Source organism: Bacillus sp. FSL K6-0069, assembly GCF_038007785.1.
Lineage (GTDB): Bacteria > Bacillota > Bacilli > Bacillales > Bacillaceae_G > Bacillus_A > Bacillus_A mobilis.
Window position 1 is genome coordinate 1,619,000 of the sequence record NZ_JBBOXN010000001.1, and the last position, 22,168, is coordinate 1,641,167.

Annotated in this window: 26 protein-coding genes and 1 pseudogene; 20 read left to right on the forward strand and 7 right to left on the reverse strand. The window is 34.1% G+C overall.

Annotated features, from left to right (window positions below):
• Nucleotides 1-9: 9 nt before the first annotated feature.
• The 4 genes and pseudogenes from MHB74_RS08395 to MHB74_RS08410 form a co-directional block, all read right to left on the reverse strand.
• Complete coding sequence (locus tag MHB74_RS08395) at nt 10-459, reverse strand: ArsR/SmtB family transcription factor (protein WP_000459092.1); 450 nt, start codon at nt 457-459, stop codon at nt 10-12.
• Nucleotides 460-587: 128 nt separating this feature from the next.
• Nucleotides 588-1,802, reverse strand: a pseudogene (locus tag MHB74_RS08400) (MFS transporter).
• Between the two features lie 7 nt (nt 1,803-1,809).
• On the reverse strand, nt 1,810-2,277 hold the full coding sequence (locus MHB74_RS08405; protein ID WP_061680530.1) for a VOC family protein: 468 nt from the start codon (nt 2,275-2,277) through the stop codon (nt 1,810-1,812).
• A gap of 166 nt (nt 2,278-2,443) precedes the next feature.
• Nucleotides 2,444-2,563 (reverse strand): YjcZ family sporulation protein, encoded by a 120-nt coding sequence (locus MHB74_RS08410; protein WP_000007804.1) that lies wholly within the window; start codon nt 2,561-2,563, stop codon nt 2,444-2,446.
• A gap of 238 nt (nt 2,564-2,801) precedes the next feature.
• Here MHB74_RS08410 and MHB74_RS08415 point away from each other — a divergent pair, with 238 nt between their 5' ends.
• The gene (locus MHB74_RS08415; RefSeq protein ID WP_061680531.1) at nt 2,802-3,020 is read left to right on the forward strand and encodes an aspartyl-phosphate phosphatase Spo0E family protein; all 219 of its coding nucleotides are present in this window, start codon (nt 2,802-2,804) and stop codon (nt 3,018-3,020) included.
• Nucleotides 3,021-3,069: 49 nt separating this feature from the next.
• A complete protein-coding gene (hfq, locus tag MHB74_RS08420) occupies nt 3,070-3,258 on the forward strand; it encodes an RNA chaperone Hfq (protein ID WP_061680532.1) in 189 nt (62 codons plus the stop codon).
• 25 nt (nt 3,259-3,283) lie between these two features.
• On the opposite strand, the gene MHB74_RS08425 is transcribed toward hfq, so the two are convergent.
• Nucleotides 3,284-3,886, reverse strand: a complete 603-nt coding sequence (locus MHB74_RS08425) for an HD domain-containing protein (protein ID WP_061680533.1) — start codon at nt 3,884-3,886, stop codon at nt 3,284-3,286.
• Nucleotides 3,887-4,058: 172 nt separating this feature from the next.
• On the opposite strand from MHB74_RS08425, the gene MHB74_RS08430 reads away from it, so the two are divergent.
• The 7 genes from MHB74_RS08430 (at nt 4,059) to MHB74_RS08460 (ending at nt 12,156) form a co-directional block, all read left to right on the forward strand.
• A complete protein-coding gene (locus tag MHB74_RS08430) occupies nt 4,059-4,892 on the forward strand; it encodes a flagellar motor protein MotP (RefSeq protein WP_000502146.1) in 834 nt (277 codons plus the stop codon).
• A gap of 22 nt (nt 4,893-4,914) precedes the next feature.
• On the forward strand, nt 4,915-5,592 hold the full coding sequence (locus tag MHB74_RS08435; RefSeq protein ID WP_061680534.1) for an OmpA family protein: 678 nt from the start codon (nt 4,915-4,917) through the stop codon (nt 5,590-5,592).
• 150 nt (nt 5,593-5,742) lie between these two features.
• Nucleotides 5,743-6,111 carry a response regulator gene (locus MHB74_RS08440; protein ID WP_061680535.1) on the forward strand — a complete coding sequence of 123 codons (369 nt, stop codon included), beginning with the start codon at nt 5,743-5,745 and terminating at the stop codon, nt 6,109-6,111.
• A 129-nt stretch (nt 6,112-6,240) separates the two neighbouring features.
• Entirely contained in the window at nt 6,241-8,241 is a 2,001-nt protein-coding gene (locus MHB74_RS08445; protein WP_061680536.1) for a chemotaxis protein CheA, read from the forward strand.
• 173 nt (nt 8,242-8,414) lie between these two features.
• Nucleotides 8,415-10,055 (forward strand): flagellar motor switch protein, encoded by a 1,641-nt coding sequence (locus MHB74_RS08450; RefSeq protein WP_061680537.1) that lies wholly within the window; start codon nt 8,415-8,417, stop codon nt 10,053-10,055.
• A gap of 16 nt (nt 10,056-10,071) precedes the next feature.
• Complete coding sequence (locus MHB74_RS08455; RefSeq protein WP_061680538.1) at nt 10,072-11,412, forward strand: hypothetical protein; 1,341 nt, start codon at nt 10,072-10,074, stop codon at nt 11,410-11,412.
• 27 nt (nt 11,413-11,439) lie between these two features.
• Nucleotides 11,440-12,156: a hypothetical protein gene (locus MHB74_RS08460; RefSeq protein ID WP_000403983.1), complete on the forward strand. Its 717-nt coding sequence runs from the start codon at nt 11,440-11,442 to the stop codon at nt 12,154-12,156.
• Nucleotides 12,157-12,189: 33 nt separating this feature from the next.
• Here the strand turns inward: MHB74_RS08460 and cheR are convergent, their stop codons facing one another.
• The gene (cheR, locus tag MHB74_RS08465) at nt 12,190-12,972 is read right to left on the reverse strand and encodes a protein-glutamate O-methyltransferase CheR (RefSeq protein ID WP_061680539.1); all 783 of its coding nucleotides are present in this window, start codon (nt 12,970-12,972) and stop codon (nt 12,190-12,192) included.
• Between the two features lie 39 nt (nt 12,973-13,011).
• Nucleotides 13,012-13,509, reverse strand: a complete 498-nt coding sequence (locus MHB74_RS08470; RefSeq protein WP_061680540.1) for a hypothetical protein — start codon at nt 13,507-13,509, stop codon at nt 13,012-13,014.
• 143 nt (nt 13,510-13,652) lie between these two features.
• On the opposite strand from MHB74_RS08470, the gene MHB74_RS08475 reads away from it, so the two are divergent.
• From MHB74_RS08475 to MHB74_RS08525, 11 genes are all read left to right on the forward strand, one after another.
• On the forward strand, nt 13,653-14,117 hold the full coding sequence (locus MHB74_RS08475; RefSeq protein WP_000946323.1) for a YaaR family protein: 465 nt from the start codon (nt 13,653-13,655) through the stop codon (nt 14,115-14,117).
• 16 nt (nt 14,118-14,133) lie between these two features.
• Nucleotides 14,134-14,586 (forward strand): hypothetical protein, encoded by a 453-nt coding sequence (locus MHB74_RS08480; protein ID WP_061680541.1) that lies wholly within the window; start codon nt 14,134-14,136, stop codon nt 14,584-14,586.
• Nucleotides 14,587-14,603: 17 nt separating this feature from the next.
• The gene (gene flgK, locus MHB74_RS08485; protein WP_061680542.1) at nt 14,604-15,902 is read left to right on the forward strand and encodes a flagellar hook-associated protein FlgK; all 1,299 of its coding nucleotides are present in this window, start codon (nt 14,604-14,606) and stop codon (nt 15,900-15,902) included.
• Nucleotides 15,903-16,107: 205 nt separating this feature from the next.
• Entirely contained in the window at nt 16,108-16,971 is an 864-nt protein-coding gene (locus MHB74_RS08490) for a flagellar hook-associated protein 3 (protein ID WP_061680543.1), read from the forward strand.
• A 20-nt stretch (nt 16,972-16,991) separates the two neighbouring features.
• Nucleotides 16,992-18,392 (forward strand): flagellar hook-associated protein 2, encoded by a 1,401-nt coding sequence (locus MHB74_RS08495; RefSeq protein ID WP_061680544.1) that lies wholly within the window; start codon nt 16,992-16,994, stop codon nt 18,390-18,392.
• Between the two features lie 22 nt (nt 18,393-18,414).
• Entirely contained in the window at nt 18,415-18,783 is a 369-nt protein-coding gene (locus MHB74_RS08500; protein WP_061680545.1) for a flagellar export chaperone FliS, read from the forward strand.
• Complete coding sequence (locus tag MHB74_RS08505) at nt 18,773-19,045, forward strand: hypothetical protein (protein WP_001058080.1); 273 nt, start codon at nt 18,773-18,775, stop codon at nt 19,043-19,045. The genes MHB74_RS08500 and MHB74_RS08505 overlap by 11 nt, the downstream gene beginning before the upstream one ends.
• Before the next feature lie 368 nt (nt 19,046-19,413).
• On the forward strand, nt 19,414-19,821 hold the full coding sequence (gene flgB / locus MHB74_RS08510) for a flagellar basal body rod protein FlgB (protein ID WP_061680598.1): 408 nt from the start codon (nt 19,414-19,416) through the stop codon (nt 19,819-19,821).
• A 20-nt stretch (nt 19,822-19,841) separates the two neighbouring features.
• Nucleotides 19,842-20,255 carry a flagellar basal body rod protein FlgC gene (gene flgC, locus MHB74_RS08515; RefSeq protein ID WP_000484671.1) on the forward strand — a complete coding sequence of 138 codons (414 nt, stop codon included), beginning with the start codon at nt 19,842-19,844 and terminating at the stop codon, nt 20,253-20,255.
• A gap of 16 nt (nt 20,256-20,271) precedes the next feature.
• Nucleotides 20,272-20,571 carry a flagellar hook-basal body complex protein FliE gene (fliE, locus tag MHB74_RS08520; RefSeq protein WP_048551712.1) on the forward strand — a complete coding sequence of 100 codons (300 nt, stop codon included), beginning with the start codon at nt 20,272-20,274 and terminating at the stop codon, nt 20,569-20,571.
• A gap of 22 nt (nt 20,572-20,593) precedes the next feature.
• Nucleotides 20,594-22,168 carry a flagellar M-ring protein FliF C-terminal domain-containing protein gene (locus MHB74_RS08525; protein WP_061680546.1) on the forward strand — a complete coding sequence of 525 codons (1,575 nt, stop codon included), beginning with the start codon at nt 20,594-20,596 and terminating at the stop codon, nt 22,166-22,168.

Consider the following 22,168-nt stretch of genomic DNA (forward strand, 5'->3'; position numbering starts at 1 on the left):
ACCTTTCTTTCATTGTTTTTTTATCCTGCAGGAAATAGCGTATTCCTCTTCGGAGTTTGATTGACGAGCGGTTTTGTTTTCCCAGCGTAATAAAACTTGTGTAACTTCCCACGTAAGCTGTTGTAATTCCTCTGGAGTTAAAAATAAATGAGATACAATATGACTACCTGTATTCGTTCCTTCTGTGCCGCTTTCTTCAATATAGAAATGAGCAGATTTTGCCTTGTAATATTTTTCAATAATTCCCCGTTTTTCTTTCGTTTCTACTAATTCAAGTAACCCTCCATCATATAAAATTTGAACGTGATAATGTACGCTACCAGCAGATTTATTTAGTTTAGTAGCTACTTGTTTTGCAGTGAGTGCTTCGTCTTTTAACAGGTGAAGAATTTGAATGCGGGTTGCATTAGAAATGAGCTTCTGCTGCTCAGCTGAAATAGTAAGTCTATCGTCAAACATTATGGCATCTCCTTTCTTATAATCTAAATTTATTGTACATTCTAAAAAATTAGAACGTAAGGGAAATAAATCGCCTTTTTCCTTTGTATTTCGACATAAATAAAAATAGCATGTACATAAACATGCTATTAAATGATAGTGGATTCTTCACTCAGTTTCCCGCGGTAATACAAGAACAGCCATATAAAACTAACAAAAATACAGCATATAGCTAACAAGGTACCGATAACTTGCGGAGAAAGAACTTCTAGAAGCGCTCCTGTAAAAAACATAGATAACTGAATAAGAGATCCATAAATGGAATAATGGAATGAAAAAACTTTACCCATCATATTTTCCTTCGTGTAAGTTTGAAGTAATGTCGTATCAAGTGGAACGATGATTCCTCCTGCTATGCGCATACAGAGCAATGTAATAATACCGACAATAAGTTGATTGGATAAAATGAATCCGAGAAAGAAAACTCCTTGTAGGAAGTAGGCCCAACCAAATGCTTTTTTCATTCTTTCTTTATTATGAGATATATAAAGATTAACGAGGAGGCTTCCCATCATAAGCCCAGCCCCTTGAACCGCATATAAAATTCCAATGTTGGTGTGAAAAATTTTTTCGGCATAGATCGTTAGAAGTAGCTGATAAGCACCTCCAATCATGCCCCATGAAATGCCAACAAGAATTAAGGTTAAAATAATTTTTGTTTGCAATATGTATGTATACCCATCTTTTATATCAGTAAAAAATGCTTTTTCCTTATTACAAGTATCATGAGAAGGGACGCTCATATTATAAATAAAATAGGCTGAAATAAAGTATGACAGGCTATTTACTAAAAAAGCGAACTCAATATGTAAAGATTGTGCAAGGATTCCGCCCAAAGAAGCCCCCATAATAGACATAAAACCATTCATTGTACTAGAGAGAGAGTTAGCAGTTACGAAATGATCTTGGTGTACGATATTTTTTAAGGTTGCTTGTTTAGCCGGCTCAAATAAACAAGAAAGTACAGCTAAACATATATTAGAAATGAAAATAATCTCAATTTTATATAGTGCAAATAAGTAAGTGAGGACGATCATGCCTCGTAAAATATCGGTAAAAATCAGAATCTTCTTTTTAGAAAAACGATCTACAACTCCGCCTATGAAAGGACTAAGTAGAAGTTGAGGTAAACCTTTACTTATAAAGGTGAGTGCGATCATAAACGGAGATTTCGTTATGCTATAGACGAATGTTACTAAAGCTACAGTATGAAACCAATCTCCAAGTACACTTTACGTTTGACCGTAAAATAGTTTTTTGAAGTTATTATTTGTTTTTAGAAGTGTAGAATAAGAAACTGACATAACAAGATTAATCTTTATGTAATGATGATGCTTGAACTTGTTTTTTCCACTCACATACATACACTTTCTCCGCTGTAGGAAGTCCAACAGGTAATTGTGCAATCAATTCTAGACTATTTCCGTCAGGATCGTTAAAATATACCGCGGCATGCGCTAATTCTGGAAAAACAATCGGTTCAATTGGTTCCATTCCGAAATCTTTTCGTGCTGAAATGCCTTTTTGATTTAGCCAATGAATCGCATTTTCTAAATCATGTAAGCTTACTTGAAAGGCGATGTGTCGTAAAGAGGGATGATAATTAACTTTGTATTCTGTGCCTTCCCAAAGGCCGAGCCAACTTTCATTTTCTTTAATCCAAAAGAAAGCAATATCATCTCCTCTTTTATATAATTTCAGTCCAAGTGATTCATAAAAAGGTATGGATATCTCTAGGTTGCGGACAGGTAAATGTGCTTCGTAAAGACCTTTAATCATTGTAATCCTCCTTAGTAAAGTATTTCTTAATTTCATAGTAAACGTTTTTTTAGTAGTTGAAATCGCAAAAAAGAGGGATATTCATTCATACGAAAGTATGAAAAAACAGCTCAAATATGAGCTGTTTTCGTATAGTTTTTTGTTCAATTGTTAAGGATAGGATATATTAGTATCCGAATCCGCCGCCACCCCAACAGCTACATCCGATGATGATTAGAAGGATGAATAGTACGATAAGCAAAGCAAATCCACCGCCGAAACCAGCGCAACTTCCACCAAAGCTCATATGTTTTCCTCCTTTTGAGTAAGTTAATCTATATAATTCATGGACTACTATATACAGTATGTTTTTTTATGGAAAAGGAGCCAGTCTCTTTTGTAATTAGACAAACGCCTGTATGGTCATTTTGATTGTATGTTTGGCTAGGGATATGTGAAGAAATCGTTACATATTTTGCGATTTGTTCATGGAAAAATATAAAAATTGTAAAAAAAACCATTTTTATATTTTTTTATGAGAGGATTTGTACTATAATTTTACAAGTAATATTATGGGAAAAGGGAGTTTTAGTAAAGAGATGGAGATGGGAAAATTATACAATAAAATAGAAAACAAAAAGAAAGAGCTAATTCAACTTGTTGCTAGACATGGATTGGAACATGATAAAGTTTTGTTATTTAGCCGAGATTTAGATATACTTATTAATAAGTTTATGAATGTAAAAGATAAATTACATAAATAATTTGTAGTTTTTTATATTAAGATATTTCGCGAAAAGGAGAGAACAGTATTTGGAACATTTACAAGAAGAGTTATATAAGCAAATAAAAGCAGAAAAAGGTATTGTTACGATATTTTTAAAGAGTGGCGTTAGAATAGTAGGAGAAGTTGTTGCGATAGATAAATTTACTATTTTAATGTTAGTTGATGGAAAACAACAACTGATTTATAAGCAGGCTGTATCAACGATAATGAAATAAGACACTCAAATTGAGTGTCTTTTCATTATCGTTTGCAAGCTTCCACGTCAATGCCGGCAGCGAGTAGTTTCTTTTCTCCATCTTGTTCAATCATTTTTTGTAATTTAGATAGGAAAGAATCAAAGTTTGTATGCTTTGCTACTTGGAATGTCATTTTATGCTCAATTGGTAGCCACGTATCAATATCAGCTTCGTTATGTTGAATTTTCACCTCAAGCTTATCAAGTGCGTTAGCTACTTTTGCTTCGTACGTTTCTTTCGCTTCAAACTCCATCCATAAATCATATAATTCCTGACCGAGAGAACCTTCTAATGTTCGTTTAATATTTAAAATGGCTTCTTGCTCATTTTTTTGTTTTTGTAATTGTAATTCATGACTATTCATTGTATCAAAAGCAGGAATATCACCAGCTTCAGCTTCGACTAGGTCGTGAATAATAACCATTTTAAGTAATTTTTCAATGCTTACTTTTTGATCTAAATAAGGCTCAACTAAAATGGCCATTAGAGACATGCGCCACGTATGTTCAGCAACGCTTTCTTGACGTCCGTTAGAAAGCCAGCTATGTCGCATTTCATATTTTAGTTTTTCTGCTAGTGCAATGACTTGTAAAATGTTATGTTCCATCGTGATCCTCCTCATATTTCCATACTATAATTCTAATATGGAAATGAAATGTGTCAATTCTATGAGTATATTGCGATAAATAGATGATGAGCGTATAATACTTAGTATATGTGAAAACGCATTATTAAAATAAAAAAATGTTTTATAAAAATGAAAAGGGAAGGGCCGGAATATGGGAGACGAAAATCAAGTGTTTGCTAGACCAGAAAGAAAAAAAAGGAAGTTTGATATTTCTAGCCCAGTGGGCATAATAGTAGGTTTTGCTATTGTAATAGCGGCAATTATGATTGGCGGCGGCGGAGTAAAAGCTTTTAAAAACTTCTTAGATGTTTCATCTATTTTAATTGTCATAGGGGGAACAACTGCGACAATTGTTGTGGCATATCGATTTGGAGAAATAAAAAAATATACGAAAAGTATTTTTACTGTTTTACATAGAAAAGAAGAAGATTTAGAACAGTTAACGGATTTGTTTGTCGATTTTTCGAAAAAGTCTAAAAAACACGGTTTGCTTTCTTTAGAAGTTGATGGAGAGCAAGTAGACAATCCTTTTATTCAAAAAGGAATTCGATTAATGTTAAGTGGTTACGATGAAGATGAATTAAAAGAAGTGTTAATGAAAGATGTTGAAACGGAAGTGTATGAGTTAAGAAAAGGGGCAGCATTACTAGATAAAATTGGCGATTTCGCTCCAGCTTGGGGCATGATAGGGACTTTAATCGGTCTTATCATTATGCTTCAAAACTTGCAAGACACATCGCAAATTGGTACAGGGATGGCAGTTGCGATGTTAACGACATTGTATGGGTCAGTACTTGCGAATATGATTGCAATCCCTCTTGCTGAAAAAGTGTATCGTGGTATTGAAGATTTATATACAGAGAAGAAGTTTGTTATTGAAGCGATTTCAGAATTATATCGCGGTCAAATTCCTTCTAAATTAAAGTTGAAACTCGATACATATGTATACGAAACAAAGATAAAAAAGGTAAAACGAGCAGCCTAATATTTCAAGGAGTGGTATGGTTATGATGCAACGACCGCAAAAGGGATCGCCTCGTTGGATGACGACTTTTACAGATTTAACGATGTTATTATTAACTTTCTTTGTATTACTAGTTGCTACATCAAAGCAGGATGCAGTAAAATTGTCACAGATGCTTGAAAAGTTTAGTGACGTGGAGCAAGTAGATGCAAAAGTAATGGAAAATACAATACCAGATATTTCACATGAAAAAAATGATGAAAAAATGGTCTCTAAAAAGAGAATGGACGAATTATATAAAAAGTTAAAAGCATATGTAGATAATAACGGTATTAGTCAAGTGAATGTATATCGAGAGGATACGGGAGTAAGCGTCGTTATAGTAGATAATTTAATATTTGATACGGGTGACGCGAACGTTAAACCAGAAGCGAAAGAGATAATAAGTCAATTAGTTGGGTTTTTCCAATCAGTACCAAATCCGATTGTTGTTGAAGGGCATACAGATAGTAGACCTATTCATAATGACAAATTCCCTTCTAACTGGGAGCTGTCTTCAGCAAGAGCAGCAAATATGATTCATCACTTAATTGAAGTGTATAATGTGGAGGATAAAAGGTTAGCTGCGGTAGGATATGCAGACACAAAGCCAGTTGTACCAAATGATTCACCGCAAAATTGGGAGAAAAACCGTCGCGTTGTCATTTACATAAAAGAATAGTATATTATCATTTTAATAATAAAATAATGAAAATACGAAAATTCTTTTAAAAAAATATTAAATTTTATCATTTTATTTTGTATAATGAGTGAGAATGATAAGGTGAAATATTAAGATATATTTATACATAGAAGGAGAGAATTAAAAAGAATGGCACATAAAATTTTAGTTGTAGACGATGCGATGTTCATGCGAACGATGATTAAAAACTTATTAAAAAGTAATTCTGAATTTGAAGTAATCGGAGAAGCGGAAAATGGAGTAGAAGCAATTCAGAAGTTTAAAGAACTTCAACCGGATATTGTAACATTAGATATTACTATGCCAGAAATGGACGGACTTGAAGCATTAAAAGAAATTATTAAAATTGATTCAAGTGCAAAAGTTGTTATTTGTTCTGCAATGGGACAACAAGGTATGGTATTAGATGCAATTAAGGGTGGGGCAAAAGACTTTATTGTAAAGCCATTCCAAGCAGATCGCGTAATCGAAGCTTTAACAAAAGTAGCAAACAGCTAATATAGAAGGGGCGCCACAAGGAATCTAAACATTGATAGCGGATATGCGTGTGGCCCCCTTTTTTCTTGCTTTAAAACACTAAATTGTTATACATGAATGAAATGTTTGTTAGACAGGTAGGGGATTAAAATGCAAACAGATCTATTAAATATATTTTTTGAAGAATCAGAAGAACATTTACAATCGCTAAATGAAAATGTGCTAACTTTAGAACAAAATCCCACTGATATGGATGTTGTGGGAGAAATATTCCGCTCAGCCCATACATTTAAAGGTATGTCAGCGAGTATGGAATTTACGGAAATGGCGGATTTAACGCATAAGATGGAAAACGTTTTAGATGAAATTCGTCATGGGAATATAGTTGTAAATGCAGAGATTATTGATGTGATTTTTGAGTGCATTGATAATTTGGAGAAGATGGTTGCAGATGTGCAACAAGGCGGAATGGGCAATATTGATGTAATTACAACTAAGCAGAAATTAGAAGCATTATTGAATGGCAATGTAGAAACTCCTGCGGAATATATTGAGCAAGAACCTATAAATAATGATGCAGTTTCACATGAAGTGCATATAACTGTTGAGCAACAAGCTATTTTAAAAGCAGTACGTGCAATTATGTGTATTGAAGCACTGCAAAATGTAGGTAATGTACAAAAAACAGTTCCAAGTATTGAGGAAATTGAAGCAGATGCTTTCGGGTTTGAGTTCACAGTATTTATGGATACTGATCAAAGTGAAGAAGAATTAAAACAAGTAGTGCTTCATGTTTCTGAAATTGAGAAAGTAGAAGTGAAGCAAGGACATACATTAAAAGAAGTAGTCTCAAAAGAATTGGGTACACAAGAAGCTGTGCAGGAAGATTTACAAGCGGCTACGCATGTGGAACCAACTAAAGAAGAATCGAAGCAATCAGCTAATGCTACACCAGCTAAAAGCGCTGCAAAAACGAAAAATGGTAAAGTGGAAAATCGTTCCATACGTGTTCAATTAGAAAAAATTGAAAGATTAATGAACATGTTTGAAGAAAGTGTAATTGAGCGTGGCCGTATAGATGAATTGGCACAAGCAATTCAAAACAAGGAATTAATTGAGCATTTAAATCGATTAGGCGATATTTCAAAAGATATTCAAAATGTACTACTAAACATGCGTATGGTACCAATTGAAACGGTATTCAATCGTTTCCCGCGTATGGTACGTATGTTAGCGAAAGATTTAGGGAAGAAAATCGATTTACAAATTACAGGTGAAGACACCGAAGTTGATAAAATTGTTATTGATGAAATCGGTGACCCACTCGTTCATTTAATTCGTAATGCAATTGATCACGGTGTTGAAACAGTTGAACAACGTCGTGATGCAGGTAAAAATGAGACAGGTACGATTAAATTAGAAGCGTTTCATAGTGGAAATCATGTCGTTATTCAAATTACGGATGATGGAAATGGTATTCATAAAGGGAAAGTATTAGAAAAAGCGATTAAAAATGGTGTTGTAACAGAATCTGAGGCAAATAAATTAACGGACCGTGAAGTATTTGATTTAATCTTCCAACCAGGATTTAGTACAGCTGAAGTTGTATCAGACCTTTCTGGGCGTGGCGTTGGATTAGATGTAGTGAAACATACGATTCATAGTTTAGGTGGACATTTAATTATTGATTCTGAAGAAGGAAAAGGTAGTACATTTAGAATTGAACTGCCATTAACGTTGTCCATTATTCAATCTATGCTTGTTCAAACGAATGATAAACGTTATGCTTTCCCTCTTGGTAATATTGTTGAAGCAATTCGGATTAAGAGAGAAGACATCCAATCCTTACAAGGAAAAGATGTGTTAAATTACCGTAATCAAATTATTGAAGTGAAGCATTTAAGTACTGTATTTGGTGAGAAAACAGTAGATGAGGCGTTTGCGTCATATGATGGCCAAATGGTTCCTGTGTTAATTGTTCGTAATACACATCGCAGCTATGGACTTATTGTAAACACAATTATCGGTCAAAGAGAAATAGTCCTAAAGTCATTAGGTGACTTCTTTGCAGAGAGTTCTAACTATTTCTCTGGTGCGACGATTCTCGGTGATGGACGAGTGGTCCTCATTTTAAACCCAGAAGGTTTATAATAGGAATGAAGGAAAGCTCCCCACTTGTATACAATTGGGGAGCTTTTTGGTTAATCGTTACTAATCTAAAAATGGGAATAAATACATATTAACGTTTTATATAATAAGTTTGTTAAAATAAAATGAGAGTTTATATCATTTGATAGAAAAACAGAAATGAGGAGGCAGAGAAAATGCCTGAGCAACACACAAAAGGGGATACGAGCACAATTGTGCTAGAAAAAGAAAATGAGCATTTAACGCCTCAAGAATGCGATATTCTTGGCGAAATTGCAAATATATCATTTGGTTCAGCTTCGACTGTATTATCAACAATCTTAAATAGGCAAGTAAGCATTACTGCTCCTCGTATAGAATTGGTAGATTTATATGATTCAAGCGACGTCGAAGTTCCACACGTTGTATTAAACATTCATTTTACAAAAGGGTTAGATATGGAAAACCTTCTTGTTCTTAAGCAAGATGTTGCATTATCCATTGCTGATTTAATGATGATGGGAACAGGTGAAGTGGAAGACGGAAAAGAACTTGGTGAATTAGAGCTAAGTGCTGTACAAGAAGCGATGAATCAAATGATGGGGTTCGCAGCTACATCTATGTCTGAATTCTTCCAAGATACAGTAGATATGTCTCCGCCGACAATTAAAGTTGTAAAGTTATCAGAAGAAATGGAGAAAATCTCTGAAATCGATGGGAATCATACGATTGTTAAAGTATCGTTTGATTTAAAGATAGATAATCTTGTAAATTCTAAACTTGTGCAAATTGTTTCAGTTGAACATGCGAAACGAATGGTAAATAAATTAATGCAATTATCTGGTGACGTAGAAAAGCAAGACGAACCAGCAGAAGTAGTGGAAACTGAGATTGTAGAAGAAGTTGAAAAAGAGCATTTAACACAAGAAGAGAAGGATGTCCTTGGTGAAATTGCAAATATTTCAATTGGTTCCGCTTCAACAGTATTGTCAACACTATTAAATCAGCCAGTTACAATTAGCACGCCGAATGTAGAATCAATCAATGTTCGTCATTATGACGGAGTACCAGTCCCATTTGTTATTTTAAATGTTGATTTTGTTGAAGGACTAAAGAATGAGAATGTATTCGTATTTACGAAAGACGTCGCTTTAACAATGGTAGATTTAATGATGATGGGAACAGGAGAAGTTGATCCAGAGAAAGAACTTAGTGAATTAGAATTGAGCGGTATTAAAGAGATCATGAACCAAATGATGGGGCATGCTGCGACGGCGATGTCAGAAATGTTTCAAGAAAAAATGGACATGACACCGCCAAATGTTAAATTCGTAACGTTAAAAGAAGAAATGGAATATTTGGGAGAGTCAATGAAAGTGGACGAACTCGTCCAAATTACGTTCAACCTTGAAATTGGCGACCTGCTTCAATCGAAAATGTATCAAATTTTACCGATTTCAGAAGCGAAAGAAATGGTAAGAAGACTTCTATATCCAATGATGGAAGAGGAAGAAGAGATTGTTACGGAAGAAATTGAAGAAGAAAAAATTGTAGAACCTGTTGTGCAACCTATTGAATTTAAAGAAGTAAAACAAATTGAACCAGTTTACATGGACACATCCATCTTACAAAATGTAGAAATGAACGTGAAATTTGTATTTGGAAGTACAGTGAAAACCATTCAAGATATATTAAGTTTACAAGAAAATGAAGCCGTTGTATTAGATGAAGATATTGATGAACCAATTCGAATCTATGTAAATGATGTATTAGTAGCGTATGGTGAACTTGTAAATATAGATGGATTTTTCGGAGTAAAAGTGACGAAATCACTATAAGGCGTTGAAATAGTAGATGAAAAGCGTAAAGGTCTTTCTAATTTGCTGGCTAAGCATACATGTATGCTTGCTCTTCCCGCTGCAAAGTCAGGCGGAAGAGCAAAATGTGCCAGAACAAAAATTAAATGAAGTGAATGTGCAAGAAGAAAACAAAGAAGTTCAAGAGCAGCCAGAGCAAGAAGAAATGAAGCAAGATAATGAGAAACAACAAGAAGTAACAAATGAACAAGAAATCGAAAAAAAGATAGAGACGGATCAAGGGGTTATTACAGTAAATAAGCCGGAATTAAAAGTTGGCGAAGAAGTGCGGGTTATTGTAGAGCCGAAAGAGCAAAGTGTTCAAAGTATAAAAGGTATTTTGCGCTTGCCAAAAAACGGCGATCAGTATGAACAAGAAAGAATACTATCGTTTAAGTATGAAGAGGAAACGAAGCGATGGATTGCTAAATACAAGGTCGAGATTTTTGATTTGCAAGGTGATTGGAATCTTCAGCTCGTTCAAAGTTACAAAGAAAGTGAGAAAGAAGAGCTTGTAGAAAATGAAGTGAAAGTCCCGCTCATTCATATAAATAATGAAATGCCAACGCTAGATAAAGAGTTACCGAAGTTACATAAAGTTACGATTGATGAGACAAAGGGAAACGTAATTGAACGGAAACAAGGCGATTCTATACGTATACGAGTGAAGGCAACAGACGTAGAATCAGCCGTGAAAGAAGTTCGTGTTACATTAAAAGGAAAAGAAAATAAAGAGATTACCTTTTTATTAGATTACAATAAGCGCGATATGGATTGGCAAAAAGTATTTGAAATAACGGATGCGTTGCCAATCGGGACATACGAAATAGTTGTAGAGATAGTGGATGCGGCCGGCAATAAACTGGTTGAGGCAAGTGAGTATATCGTTTCTGTTTTGGAGCAAAAAACAGAAGAGGATAAAAAGGTAGAAGAACGAGAGAAAGAAGAGAAATTAGAAGATAAGAAAGAAACTGAGAAGCAGGAAGACTCAAAAGTAGAAATCCCGCTTCTGGAAGAAAAACCGCCAGTTGTTCAAATTCCAAAAAAAGAAGAGAAAGTAAACAATCTTATAAAAGAACCATTGAAAGAGAAAGAAAAAATTACTTATGTTATAAAAGAGCCTTTCACAGACAACAAGGAAGTAAATAAAACGAAGGCAAAAAAAGATAAAGATAATAACAATCAAGTCATTTCGAAAAAGAAAGAAAAAAAAGAAAAGCCAGAAGATAAGAAAGAAGCTAAAAGTGAACAGGGAATACAAGCTTCTAATGTATTTGCCATCATGTCAGGTTTATTCGTATTGTTTTTAGTTTTAAAAAGTAATAAAGAATGGGGCTAATAATTTCATAGTAGTGGAGGCGCTTAGATGGAGATTAAACGTACGACAATTGAAAATAAGACGCTACAACCATTAAAACAGCCTGCAGCTATTTCGGAACATGAAATCCAGAAAGAACGAAAGCATAGTAATCTAGTGTTTACTGGACAGTCTAAGATTATTTCGAAAAATAATGAAATAGGGATTTTACTTGCGAGTTTAGGTGATGGAAAGGTTATGAAGGAAATGCTTTCTAAAGAGATGGATACAGTGTTACAACTCTTTAAAAAGTTGCATACGTTATCTGGAGAAGGGAAGCAAACAGAAAAAGTATTTGAACAAGTAATGAGAAGTTTACAAGGGCTTGTTAAGCAGGCGCATATAAAAGAACTTCCTTTGTTAGATGGAACGTATGATTTCGCAGAAGTACAACTATCATTTGGTAGAAAGGTACATATTCCGTTATTAGATGTAAGTGCACTCATTTCTAGAGTGGAAAGTGATTCTTCAGAAGGAAATATAAATTTAATGGTAACGGTTATTACTGCTTACATAACGAAATTGTCTAACGAAACTATTTTAATTAGTGTTACAGATCGCACTGCTAAAGAGCGGGATGTGAGTGTATGGAGAGCGCTCGCAGAAATGAATATGACACAATTATCGCAGGCCCTGAAACAAACGATGCAAGAACATAAATGGTCTATGACATTTCTTTTTCTCTTTGTATGGATTGTTGCTATTATTTTAATTCGAGTTATATAAAAAGGTCGTCACTTTACATTGTGACGACCTCTTTTATATTTTTTCGTAGAAGAATGTATCAAATCTCTGAAGATTATAACGTTCAGGTGTTAAAATTTGTTCGGTACTACCAACAAATAGTACGCCGCCTTTTCGTAAAGCACGACTAAACTTTTCGTAAAGTTTTACTCTTGCTTCTTCAGTAAAATATATCATTACGTTGCGACAAATGATTAAATCGTAATTTGTATCGAACGACTGCATTAACAGGTCATGTTGTTTGAACGTAACGTTTTGCTTAATGTTTTGATGTAATGAATATATATCATTCTCTTTTGTGAAATGACGTTCTTTCAAATCGGTAGGTAATTCTTTTAAAGAACGTTCTGTATATTGACCGCGTTTTGCAGTTTCTAAAATGTGAAAATCAAGATCTGTTGCTTGTATTTCAAAACGAAATGGAGCTAGATGCTTCGATAAAATTAAAGAGAGTGTATATGGTTCTTCACCGGCAGCGCAAGCGGCACTCCATACTTTTAATTTTCCGTTATTTTGTTCAAGTAATTTTGGTAGTGCTTTCGTCTCTAGCGTTTGCCAACGTTCTTTATTTCTGAAAAATTCTGAAACGTTAATTGTAATATAATCAATAAAACTTAAAAATAAATTTTGATCGGTACGTAAATTACTTAAAAAATTAGTGTAGTTCTCAAAACCTTTTCTCGAAATAAAAGCATCGATTCTACGACGCATTCTATCTTGTTTATATGAAGCGATATCCATATTAAATTGTTGTTTAAAACTCGCGATAAAATGATCATAATCTTGTTCAATTATCATATTTATAATAGGCACAATAACGATATTGTGCCTCCCCCTTTACATCATACGGATTTTTTGTTCAAAGTTTTTCTTCATCTGTTTTTCATGTAAACCAGGTAAATCATAAATAACAGCATCAATTCCTGCATCTTTTGCAACGTCAACGGGAATGACAGATGTATGCTTGTCCCCATTATAAAAACAGAGAACTAAATCGGTATCTTCAATTATTTGTTTTACAAAAAACATATAATCCGATCGGTAAATGGAGTCGGAAGGATGATCAAAAGCGACATACTCGGCTCCGTGTCTTTTTAAGTAATCAACGACCTCTTGAAATTCATCTGTTAATGATTGTAACGGCTGTAGCGTGTAAAGGCATAAATTTTGAGCGAGTCTTTCGTTTTCGATGAAAAAACGAAGAATCTCATTTTCGATAGATTTATAACATAATATGTAAATTTTATGTTTGTGAGCATAGTCAGTTAAAAATTTTTTTATTTCTTCTTGATCTAATGCTGTTAATTGATTTGAACCACAAAGAAAAATATTCATAGATTTGTGCCACCTCATGCTAAATTGTAACATATCTTTTATAAAAAATAACTGCAAAATATTAGTGTTCAGAGTATAATTATAAATAACTGGATTTTACGATTAAGTTTAGGAAGAAATAAAAAAATAAATAGGTGATATATATGCTGCGTTCGATCTCGCATAATCCAATTTTATCGCATATACCGCCTGCTACTCAAATGCCGAAAGAAGCAAATGTCAGGACAGGACTTGCATTTTCGGATAATTTGCATGCAGATCCGAAAAAAGATAAATTGCTAGAACAAATGGAAGCATTTGTCGATAACATTGGAGAAATTAAAGAGAAAATTGAAATGGAATTAACGCTTGATAATGTAATGGAATACAAAAATACAGTAAAATCATTTTTGAATTTTTACGTAGATAATGTATTGCAATATAAAGATGTCATGTCTCGTCATCCGCGTTACGGATATTCACAGAAAATGACGATTGTGAAACAAGCGGAAATGGGATTAAATGAGCTAGAAGATGTTATGAATTTAATTAATACGAAAACGGGACATTTAGAAATGTTAAATCAAATTGGAGAAATCCACGGTTTAATTGTAAATTTAGTCTTGTAAAAGGGAAGGAAACTATATGTACATACAATTATATGAAAAGCTCGTTATTATTCAAAAAGCATATGAAAACATTCAAGCGCTTGGAGAACAAATATATGAGAATTTAAAACATAAAAATGTAAATGCAGTTCAAAAGTTACAAGTAGAGCAATTGCAGTACATTGATGGTTTAAAAAAGTTATCAAGTTCATTTGAAGAAATGGTTGTTCAGTTTTGTAAAGAACAGGGCGTAGAATCATTTCGCGTAAGTGCGTTATTTTCGTATTTTTCTCATGAAGAAATTGAAAAAATGGAAAAATTACAAAAAAATGTAACGGAATTAGAAGAGAATGTAAAAATGATTCTTTTGAAAAATCAATATTACTTAAACGTACTATTAAAAACTACAGAAAGTATTGTGGATTCCGTTTCTGAATATAATTTAGAGCGAAACAATAATTCACAAATCTTTATGAACGAACTATTGTAAAGGGGAAGTGAAACATTATGAGACTATCTGATTATAATACGCCGTTATCGGGTTTGTTAGCGGCACAAATGGGATTACAAACGACGAAACAAAATTTATCAAACATTCATACGCCTGGTTATGTGCGTCAAATGGTGAATTACGGATCGGCTGGAGCAAGTCATGGCTATTCACCGGAACAAAAAATAGGTTACGGTGTACAAACGCTAGGTGTTGACCGGATTACAGATGAAGTGAAGACGAAACAGTTTAACGATCAATTATCTCAACTCTCTTACTACAACTACATGAATTCGACTTTATCACGTGTAGAGTCTATGGCTGGAACGACAGGAAAGAATTCATTATCTAGTTTAATGGATGGCTTCTTCAATGCCTTTCGTGAAGTTGCAAAAAATCCAGAACAACCAAATTACTACGATACATTAATTTCTGAAACTGGGAAGTTTACAAGTCAAGTAAATCGCCTGGCGAAAAGCTTAGATACAGCAGAAGCACAAACGACAGAAGATATTGGAGCGCATGTAAATGAATTTAATCGTCTTGCTGCTAGTTTAGCGGAAGCGAATAAAAAAATTGGACAAGCAGGTACACAAGTACCAAATCAGCTTTTAGATGAACGTGATCGTATCATTACAGAAATGTCTAAGTATGCAAATATAGAAGTGTCTTATGAATCTATGAATCCTAATATCGCGAGTGTTAGAATGAATGGTGTTTTAACAGTAAATGGACAAGATACATATCCACTTCAATTAAATAAAGAAAAAGAGCCAATGACTGCTGAAATTTACGGTTCGGAAATTCCTTTAACTAGTGGAGCAATTCAATCAGCGATTGATACGAAAGCGAAGATTGCTAGTTATAAGAAAAACCTTGAAGAATTAATGGGTTCTGTAAAGAATGAAGTGAACACAGTAATGGGGAAAGAGTTCTTCGTTGGAGATCAAGCGAAAGATATGAAATTAAACCCGGAATTTGCAAAAGATGTTTCGAAAATGAAAATATCAGCTGAAACAGCAAATAAACTAGCAGCAATTACAGATGGAAATTATAAAGAAGGTCTTTCTTATAAACAAGCATTAGACCAATTCGTAGTTGGTATTGCATCTGATAAAAGTGCAGTGAATGCATATCAAAAAATTCATGGGGATTTATTAGAGGGGATTCAGCAAGAAAAGATGGGTGTTGAAGGCGTTAATATGGAAGAGGAAATGGTTAATTTAATGGCCTTCCAAAAATATTTCGTTGCAAACTCTAAAGCAATTTCTACGATGAATGAAGTGTTTGATAGTCTATTTTCGATTATTAGATAATGAGGGATAAAAACGAAGGTCTTTTCTTTTATGTTTGAAGAGAGGGCCAGCAGAGGATAGAAGCGGTCAGTGCCTAATAGAGGACCTATCGGTGTGAGACCAGAGATACGGTGCGGTAGAGGAATAAGTTAGGTAAGCGGAGAGCCGGAAATAATTCTGGTTTCTTCTTTAAATTAATTTGAAATAGATAAAGGAGGAGATAGAAATGAGAGTATCTACATTTCAAAATGCAAGCTGGGCAAAGAATCAGTTAATGGATTTGAATGTGCAACAACAATACCATCGAAATCAAGTAACTTCAGGGAAGAAAAACCTTCTTATGAGTGAAGATCCACTTGCAGCAAGTAAGTCATTTGCGATTCAACATTCGTTGGCGAATATTGAACAAATGCAAAAAGATTTAGCGGATTCGAAAAATGTATTAACACAAACTGAAAATACTTTACAAGGTGTTTTTAAATCTTTAACGAGAGCAGATCAATTAACAGTTCAGGCGTTAAATGGAACGAATAGTGAAAAAGAATTGAAAGCCATCGGTGCAGAGATTGATCAAATTTTAAAACAAGTTGTATATTTAGCGAATACGAAAGAGCAAGGTCGTTATATTTTCGGTGGTGATAGTACAGAGAAACAACCATTTACAGAAGATGGTACGTATCAAGGTGGACAAAATGATGTGAACTGGCAACTAAATGACGGTTATGAATTAAAAGCATTTCGTAACGGCGAAGCATTACTATCCCCTGTTATAAAAACGTTAAAACAAATAAGTGAAGCGATGCAAAACGGTGACCAAAAAGCATTACAGCCGTTATTAGGAGAAAATAAGAAGAACTTAGATGGCATCATTAATCGCACAACTGAAGTTGGTTCGACAATGAACACAATGGAGACGTTTAAAACAATTTTAAGCGAGCAAAACTTAGCGCTTCAAGAAAACCGTAAAGAAATTGAAGATGTTGACTTAGCGGTAGCAATTTCTGATTTAGCTTATATAAACGCAACGTATGAAGCTACGTTAAAAGCTGTTAGTACGATGAGTAAAACGAGTATTTTAGACTACATGTAATCTATAAGGAGTGAGAAATTATGGCAGGAACATTAACTGGTATCGGTGGTAGACAACAAATATGGAACCTCGGAAATAATATGATCGATACATCTAACTTTGTAGAATTAGAAATGCAAGCGTTAGAAATGCGAAAGACGCCTTATGCTAATGAAAAGAACCAACTTTCACAAGATAAACTATTATATACAAGTTTAAAATCAGAATTTAGCTCTTTCACACAAACTTTTAAAAACTTAGCGGCTTTTAAAGGGAATGAGAAAAAGGTAACAACATCACAAGACGGTTATATTAATGTAAAAGCTGATGGTGGTGCGATTGCCGGCACTTTCAATATGACAATTACACAGCTTGCACAGCGTCATCAAATAGCTTCAAATGAAATTAAAGATATAAATGCAAAGCTTCCTAAAGATGAAACATTAAAACTAGGTGATAAAGAACTAAAAGTAACAACTGATATGACATATAAAGATTTAATTAACAAAATTAATGATGGAGATTATGGTGTATCAGCTTATACACTTGGAAATAAAATTTTCATGACCTCGAAAAAAGAAGGGGCAACGAATGAAATTAAATTAGAGAAGACACCACCTAATGTACTTACAGATTTGTTTTATTCGAAAGTGGAAGGAACAGATCCACTTGCCACGGAAATGAAATTAAATACTATTAACGAAGCGTTGGATGCAAAATATACTATTAATGGTATTGATGGTACAAGTCCGAGCAATACCATTGAAGCCCTTCCCGGTGTGAAAATTGAATTATTGAAAGTAACTGAGCCGAAAGTAGAAGGAACACCAGATGCAGGTACAACAACAGAACCAAAAGCAAAAGGCATAGATCTAAAATTCACAGTAAGTGACTCGAACGTAACAGACGCATCAAATATTATTAAAAAGATGGTTGCAGATTATAATAAAGCTGTTGCTACAGTAGATATCTTTGCTGGTAAAGGTGGGGCCTTCCAAGGACAAGCTATTATGCAAAGTGTGCGTCAAGCTATGAATAATGTTGTAACATTTTCACAAGATGGCAATTACTTATTCTCATTTGGTATTCAATTAAAGCAAGATGGAACGATGGAAGTTAATGACGAAGCATTAACGAAAGCGTTAAAAGAAAAACCGGATGCAGCGAAGCAATTTTTCTTTAGTTCTAACGGTTTAGGAAAAATGATGGAAGAGCCACTTGATAAGTTATTTGGTGATAAAGGTGTAGTTGGAGAACGAGTAAAAAACATTGATTCACGTGTAAGTGATTTAGATAAAAAGATTAAAGATATTGAAACGCAAAACTTGCAAAAACAAGATGAAATTGTGAAGAAGTATCAAAAGCTAGAGAGTACATTAGCGGCGCTTGATAGCCAATTAAAAACAATTAAAGCAATGACAAAACAAAAAAGTGATGATTAATGAAAGTTGAGGAAGTGATCGTATGCAAGCATGGCAACGTTATATGCAAAATGATATTATGACGAGTAATCCGATTAAAAATACAATTTTTATTTATGAAAGATGTATTGTAGAGTTTCGTAATTTAGAAGAACTTTTAAATGATTTTAAACTACAAGAAGGAGATGCACTTCTTGAAAAGTTAGAACGTATTTTTGAAGAATTAAAACTTCAATTAAATCCTGAAATTACGAAAGATTTATATGATAGTTTATATGGCTTATACGATTGGATTAGCATTCAAATTCAAACAATGAAAGTAACACGTGAAGCAAAAGACATGGATGCGATTGTGAAAGTGTTACAAGATTTAATAGACGGTTACCGCGGAGCACTGGAAAATGAACAATGATATTTATCGGACGTTTGTCGGCTGTTTTAATGAAATCGGTGAATTGCAAGTGTCAGATGGAGAGTTTGCTGAGAAGAGTGAGATGTTAAATCGCTGGATGATGACATTGGATGAAGAAACGCGTGCACAAGTTGCAGCAGAAGTAAGCCCATTCATTATTAAGGCGGCGCAGCATATTCGAGATAAGCAAAAGATTTTAGAAGAAATGATTATGACAAATGATGGGCGCATGAAAGCTAATTCATTTTACGGTAAATTTTAGTGATAGAGTTTAGAAACGGATTCCCCTTTTAAGAGGGGATCCATTCCTTTGTTTAAATAAAGATTTCCGCTGATTGAGGTTTCATTTTATGACTGTAATGAAAAAAAGTAGTAATCTAAATAATGTGAAAATGGACTTTAGTGTGTAGATCATATATTGAAATGTTTCATAGATTATTGCGTGTATACAGTTTTTTTGTATTCTTTTTTATATTTTTGTATTTTTCTAAAGACAACAATGAAAAAATGGAATAAAATATGTAAGGGTACATGATTGTTAATATTTTAATAAATACATATAAGAAAATAAATAATGAAGTGAAACTTCCATCAGTGGATCATGAAGTTAAAAAAGAAAGGGTGTGGAATATGCCGGATTTAGTGAGTGATGTAGGCCATTATATGAATTATTTAGTGACGAAACGAAATACGGTTTCTAGTAATATTGCAAATGCGAATACACCTGGTTATAAAGCACAAGATGTAGCATTTGCTGAGCAAATGAATAAAAGTAGTGAATTATATAAAAACAATGTTGCAGACTTAAAGAGCAATCCAGATTTATATCAAACGAATGAAATGCACTTACCGACAGTGAATACGAAAAATACATATGCAAAGATTCAAACAAAATCAATGCAAACGAATAAAGATGGAAATAGTGTGGATGTAACGACAGAAATGCTAGATTTAATGAAAGCAAATCAGTTATACGGTATTTCAATAAACGCGATTAATACACAATATGCAATTAACCAAGCGGCACGCGGACGTTAAAAGTAGAAGGAGAGACAACGATGTTTCAGGCAATTAATGCAAGTGGCTCAGGTCTAACGACAGCGAGAAAGTGGATGGAAGTTACTTCTAACAATATTGTAAATGCGAATACAACGGCTGCTCCGGGGGCAGATTTATATGAGCGTCGTAGTGTAGTGTTAGAATCAAACAATAGTTTTGCAAATATGTTAGATGGGGCTCCTACTAACGGGGTGAAAATCAAAAGTATTGAAGCAGACAAAACTGAAAACTTAGTGTATGATCCAACACATCCGCATGCAAATGAAGAAGGATATGTACGTTATCCAAATATTGATGTGACTGCTGAAATGACGAATGTAATGGTTGCCCAAAAAATGTACGAAGCAAATACAAGTGTATTAAATGCGAATAAAAAAATGCTTGATAAAGATTTAGAAATTGGCCGAGGATAAGGGGGAATATAGTAATATGAAAATCCAACCAATGTTAAATACGCAACCATTTGGAGCAATTCAGTCAATTGGTGCACCGAAAAATTCTCAAACATCAGTAGTTGAAGGGAAAAAGTTTATCGATTTATTGGAAGATATGAATCAAACACAAAACAATGCACAAACAGCAGTATATGATTTACTAACTAAAGGGGTAGGAGAAACGCATGACGTTTTAATTCAGCAGAAGAAGGCTGAGTCTCAAATGAAAACGGCTGCTCTCGTACGTGATAATCTTATTGAAAATTATAAGTCACTAATTAATATGCAAATTTAGGAAAGTGGACGGGTGTGTTTAAATGGAAAAGATAAAAAATGTTATCCAATCATTAAAAACGTGGCATAAGTTAGTAATCGGTGCTGCGCTTTTAGCGATTGTAACAGGAGCACTTTTATACTTCACCTTGCCAGATAAATATGTTGTTGTATATCAAAATTTAAATGATGCAGATAAGCAAGAGATTACAGCAGAATTATCAAAGTTAGGTGTCGATTATCAGTTAGCGGCCGATGGATCGATTCGTGTGCAAAAAAATGATGCTCCATGGGTTCGAAAAGAAATGAATGGGATGGGCTTACCGTTTAATTCTAAAAGCGGTGAGGAAATTTTATTAGAAAGCTCGCTCGGTTCAAGTGAGCAAGATAAAAAAATGAAGCAAATTGTCGGTACGAAAAAGCAATTGGAACAAGATATTGTAAGAAACTTTGCGACAGTTGAAACGGCGAATGTTCAAATTACATTACCTGAAAAAGAGACAATTTTTGATGAGGAAAAAGCAAAAGGGACAGCAGCGATTACGGTTGGTGTGAAGCGTGGCCAATTATTAACGGCAGATCAAGTTGCGGGTATACAGCAAATGATTAGTGCAGCGGTTCCTGGCGTGAAAGCAGAAGAAGTAAGTGTGATTGATAGTAAAAAAGGTGTCATCTCAAAAGGAGCAGATGAAGCACATTCTACTAGTTCCTCTTCTTATGAAAAAGAAGTAGAGATGCAACAACAAATTGAAGGTAAATTAAAGCAAGATATTGATGCAACATTAATGACGATGTTTAAACCGAATGAATATAAAGTGAATACGAAAGTGTCTGTAAACTATGATGAAGTTACACGCCAGTCAGAAAAATATGGTGATAAAGGTGTACTTCGTAGTAAACAAGAGCAAGAAGAAAGCTCTACTGCACAAGAAGGAGCAGAGACGAAACAAGGCGCTGGTATTACAGCAAACGGCGAAGTACCAAACTACGGTACGAACAATAATCAAAATGGTAAAATCGTCTATGATAATAAAAATGGTAACAAAATTGAAAACTATGAAATAGATAAAACAGTTGAAACAATTAAGAAACACCCAGAATTAACGAAAACAAATGTTGTAGTATGGGTAGACAACGATACGTTAGTAAAACGAAAAATAGATATGACTACTTTCAAAGAAGCAATTGGCACAGCTGCTGGGCTTCAAGCTGATCCGAATGGAAACTTTACAAACGGTCAAGTTAACGTTGTAACTGTTCAGTTTGATCAGCCGAAAGAAGAGAAGAAGAAAGAACCAGAAGAAAGCGGTATAAACTGGTGGTTATTCGGTGGAATTCCAGCTGGTTTATTAGCGATTGGTGGTCTAGTATGGTTCTTATTAGCAAGACGTAAGAGAAAGAAAGAAGAAGAGGAATATGAAGAATACTTAGCAGAAGAGGAAATTGCTGCAAGTAATGAAAGTATCATGGAAATTCCTGAAGAAAAAATAGTACCAGAGCCAAAACCAGAACCAGAAGAACCGAAAGAACCAACGTTAGATGAACAAGTGCATGATGCTACGAAAGAACATGTAGAAGGAACTGCAAAAGTAATTAAAAAATGGTTAAATGGACAGTAA

Coding starts and splice junctions, on each gene's coding strand:
- MHB74_RS08395 (WP_000459092.1), bottom strand. CDS start 459: ATGTTTGACGATAGACTTACTATTTCAGCTGAGCAGCAGAAGCTCATT.
- MHB74_RS08405 (WP_061680530.1), bottom strand. CDS start 2,277: ATGATTAAAGGTCTTTACGAAGCACATTTACCTGTCCGCAACCTAGAG.
- MHB74_RS08410 (WP_000007804.1), bottom strand. CDS start 2,563: ATGAGCTTTGGTGGAAGTTGCGCTGGTTTCGGCGGTGGATTTGCTTTG.
- MHB74_RS08425 (WP_061680533.1), bottom strand. CDS start 3,886: ATGGAACATAACATTTTACAAGTCATTGCACTAGCAGAAAAACTAAAA.
- MHB74_RS08430 (WP_000502146.1), top strand. CDS start 4,059: ATGGGAGACGAAAATCAAGTGTTTGCTAGACCAGAAAGAAAAAAAAGG.
- MHB74_RS08435 (WP_061680534.1), top strand. CDS start 4,915: ATGATGCAACGACCGCAAAAGGGATCGCCTCGTTGGATGACGACTTTT.
- MHB74_RS08440 (WP_061680535.1), top strand. CDS start 5,743: ATGGCACATAAAATTTTAGTTGTAGACGATGCGATGTTCATGCGAACG.
- MHB74_RS08445 (WP_061680536.1), top strand. CDS start 6,241: ATGCAAACAGATCTATTAAATATATTTTTTGAAGAATCAGAAGAACAT.
- MHB74_RS08450 (WP_061680537.1), top strand. CDS start 8,415: ATGCCTGAGCAACACACAAAAGGGGATACGAGCACAATTGTGCTAGAA.
- MHB74_RS08455 (WP_061680538.1), top strand. CDS start 10,072: ATGAAAAGCGTAAAGGTCTTTCTAATTTGCTGGCTAAGCATACATGTA.
- MHB74_RS08460 (WP_000403983.1), top strand. CDS start 11,440: ATGGAGATTAAACGTACGACAATTGAAAATAAGACGCTACAACCATTA.
- cheR (WP_061680539.1), bottom strand. CDS start 12,972: ATGATAATTGAACAAGATTATGATCATTTTATCGCGAGTTTTAAACAA.
- MHB74_RS08470 (WP_061680540.1), bottom strand. CDS start 13,509: ATGAATATTTTTCTTTGTGGTTCAAATCAATTAACAGCATTAGATCAA.
- MHB74_RS08475 (WP_000946323.1), top strand. CDS start 13,653: ATGCTGCGTTCGATCTCGCATAATCCAATTTTATCGCATATACCGCCT.
- MHB74_RS08480 (WP_061680541.1), top strand. CDS start 14,134: ATGTACATACAATTATATGAAAAGCTCGTTATTATTCAAAAAGCATAT.
- flgK (WP_061680542.1), top strand. CDS start 14,604: ATGAGACTATCTGATTATAATACGCCGTTATCGGGTTTGTTAGCGGCA.
- MHB74_RS08490 (WP_061680543.1), top strand. CDS start 16,108: ATGAGAGTATCTACATTTCAAAATGCAAGCTGGGCAAAGAATCAGTTA.
- MHB74_RS08495 (WP_061680544.1), top strand. CDS start 16,992: ATGGCAGGAACATTAACTGGTATCGGTGGTAGACAACAAATATGGAAC.
- MHB74_RS08500 (WP_061680545.1), top strand. CDS start 18,415: ATGCAAGCATGGCAACGTTATATGCAAAATGATATTATGACGAGTAAT.
- MHB74_RS08505 (WP_001058080.1), top strand. CDS start 18,773: ATGAACAATGATATTTATCGGACGTTTGTCGGCTGTTTTAATGAAATC.
- flgB (WP_061680598.1), top strand. CDS start 19,414: ATGCCGGATTTAGTGAGTGATGTAGGCCATTATATGAATTATTTAGTG.
- flgC (WP_000484671.1), top strand. CDS start 19,842: ATGTTTCAGGCAATTAATGCAAGTGGCTCAGGTCTAACGACAGCGAGA.
- fliE (WP_048551712.1), top strand. CDS start 20,272: ATGAAAATCCAACCAATGTTAAATACGCAACCATTTGGAGCAATTCAG.
- MHB74_RS08525 (WP_061680546.1), top strand. CDS start 20,594: ATGGAAAAGATAAAAAATGTTATCCAATCATTAAAAACGTGGCATAAG.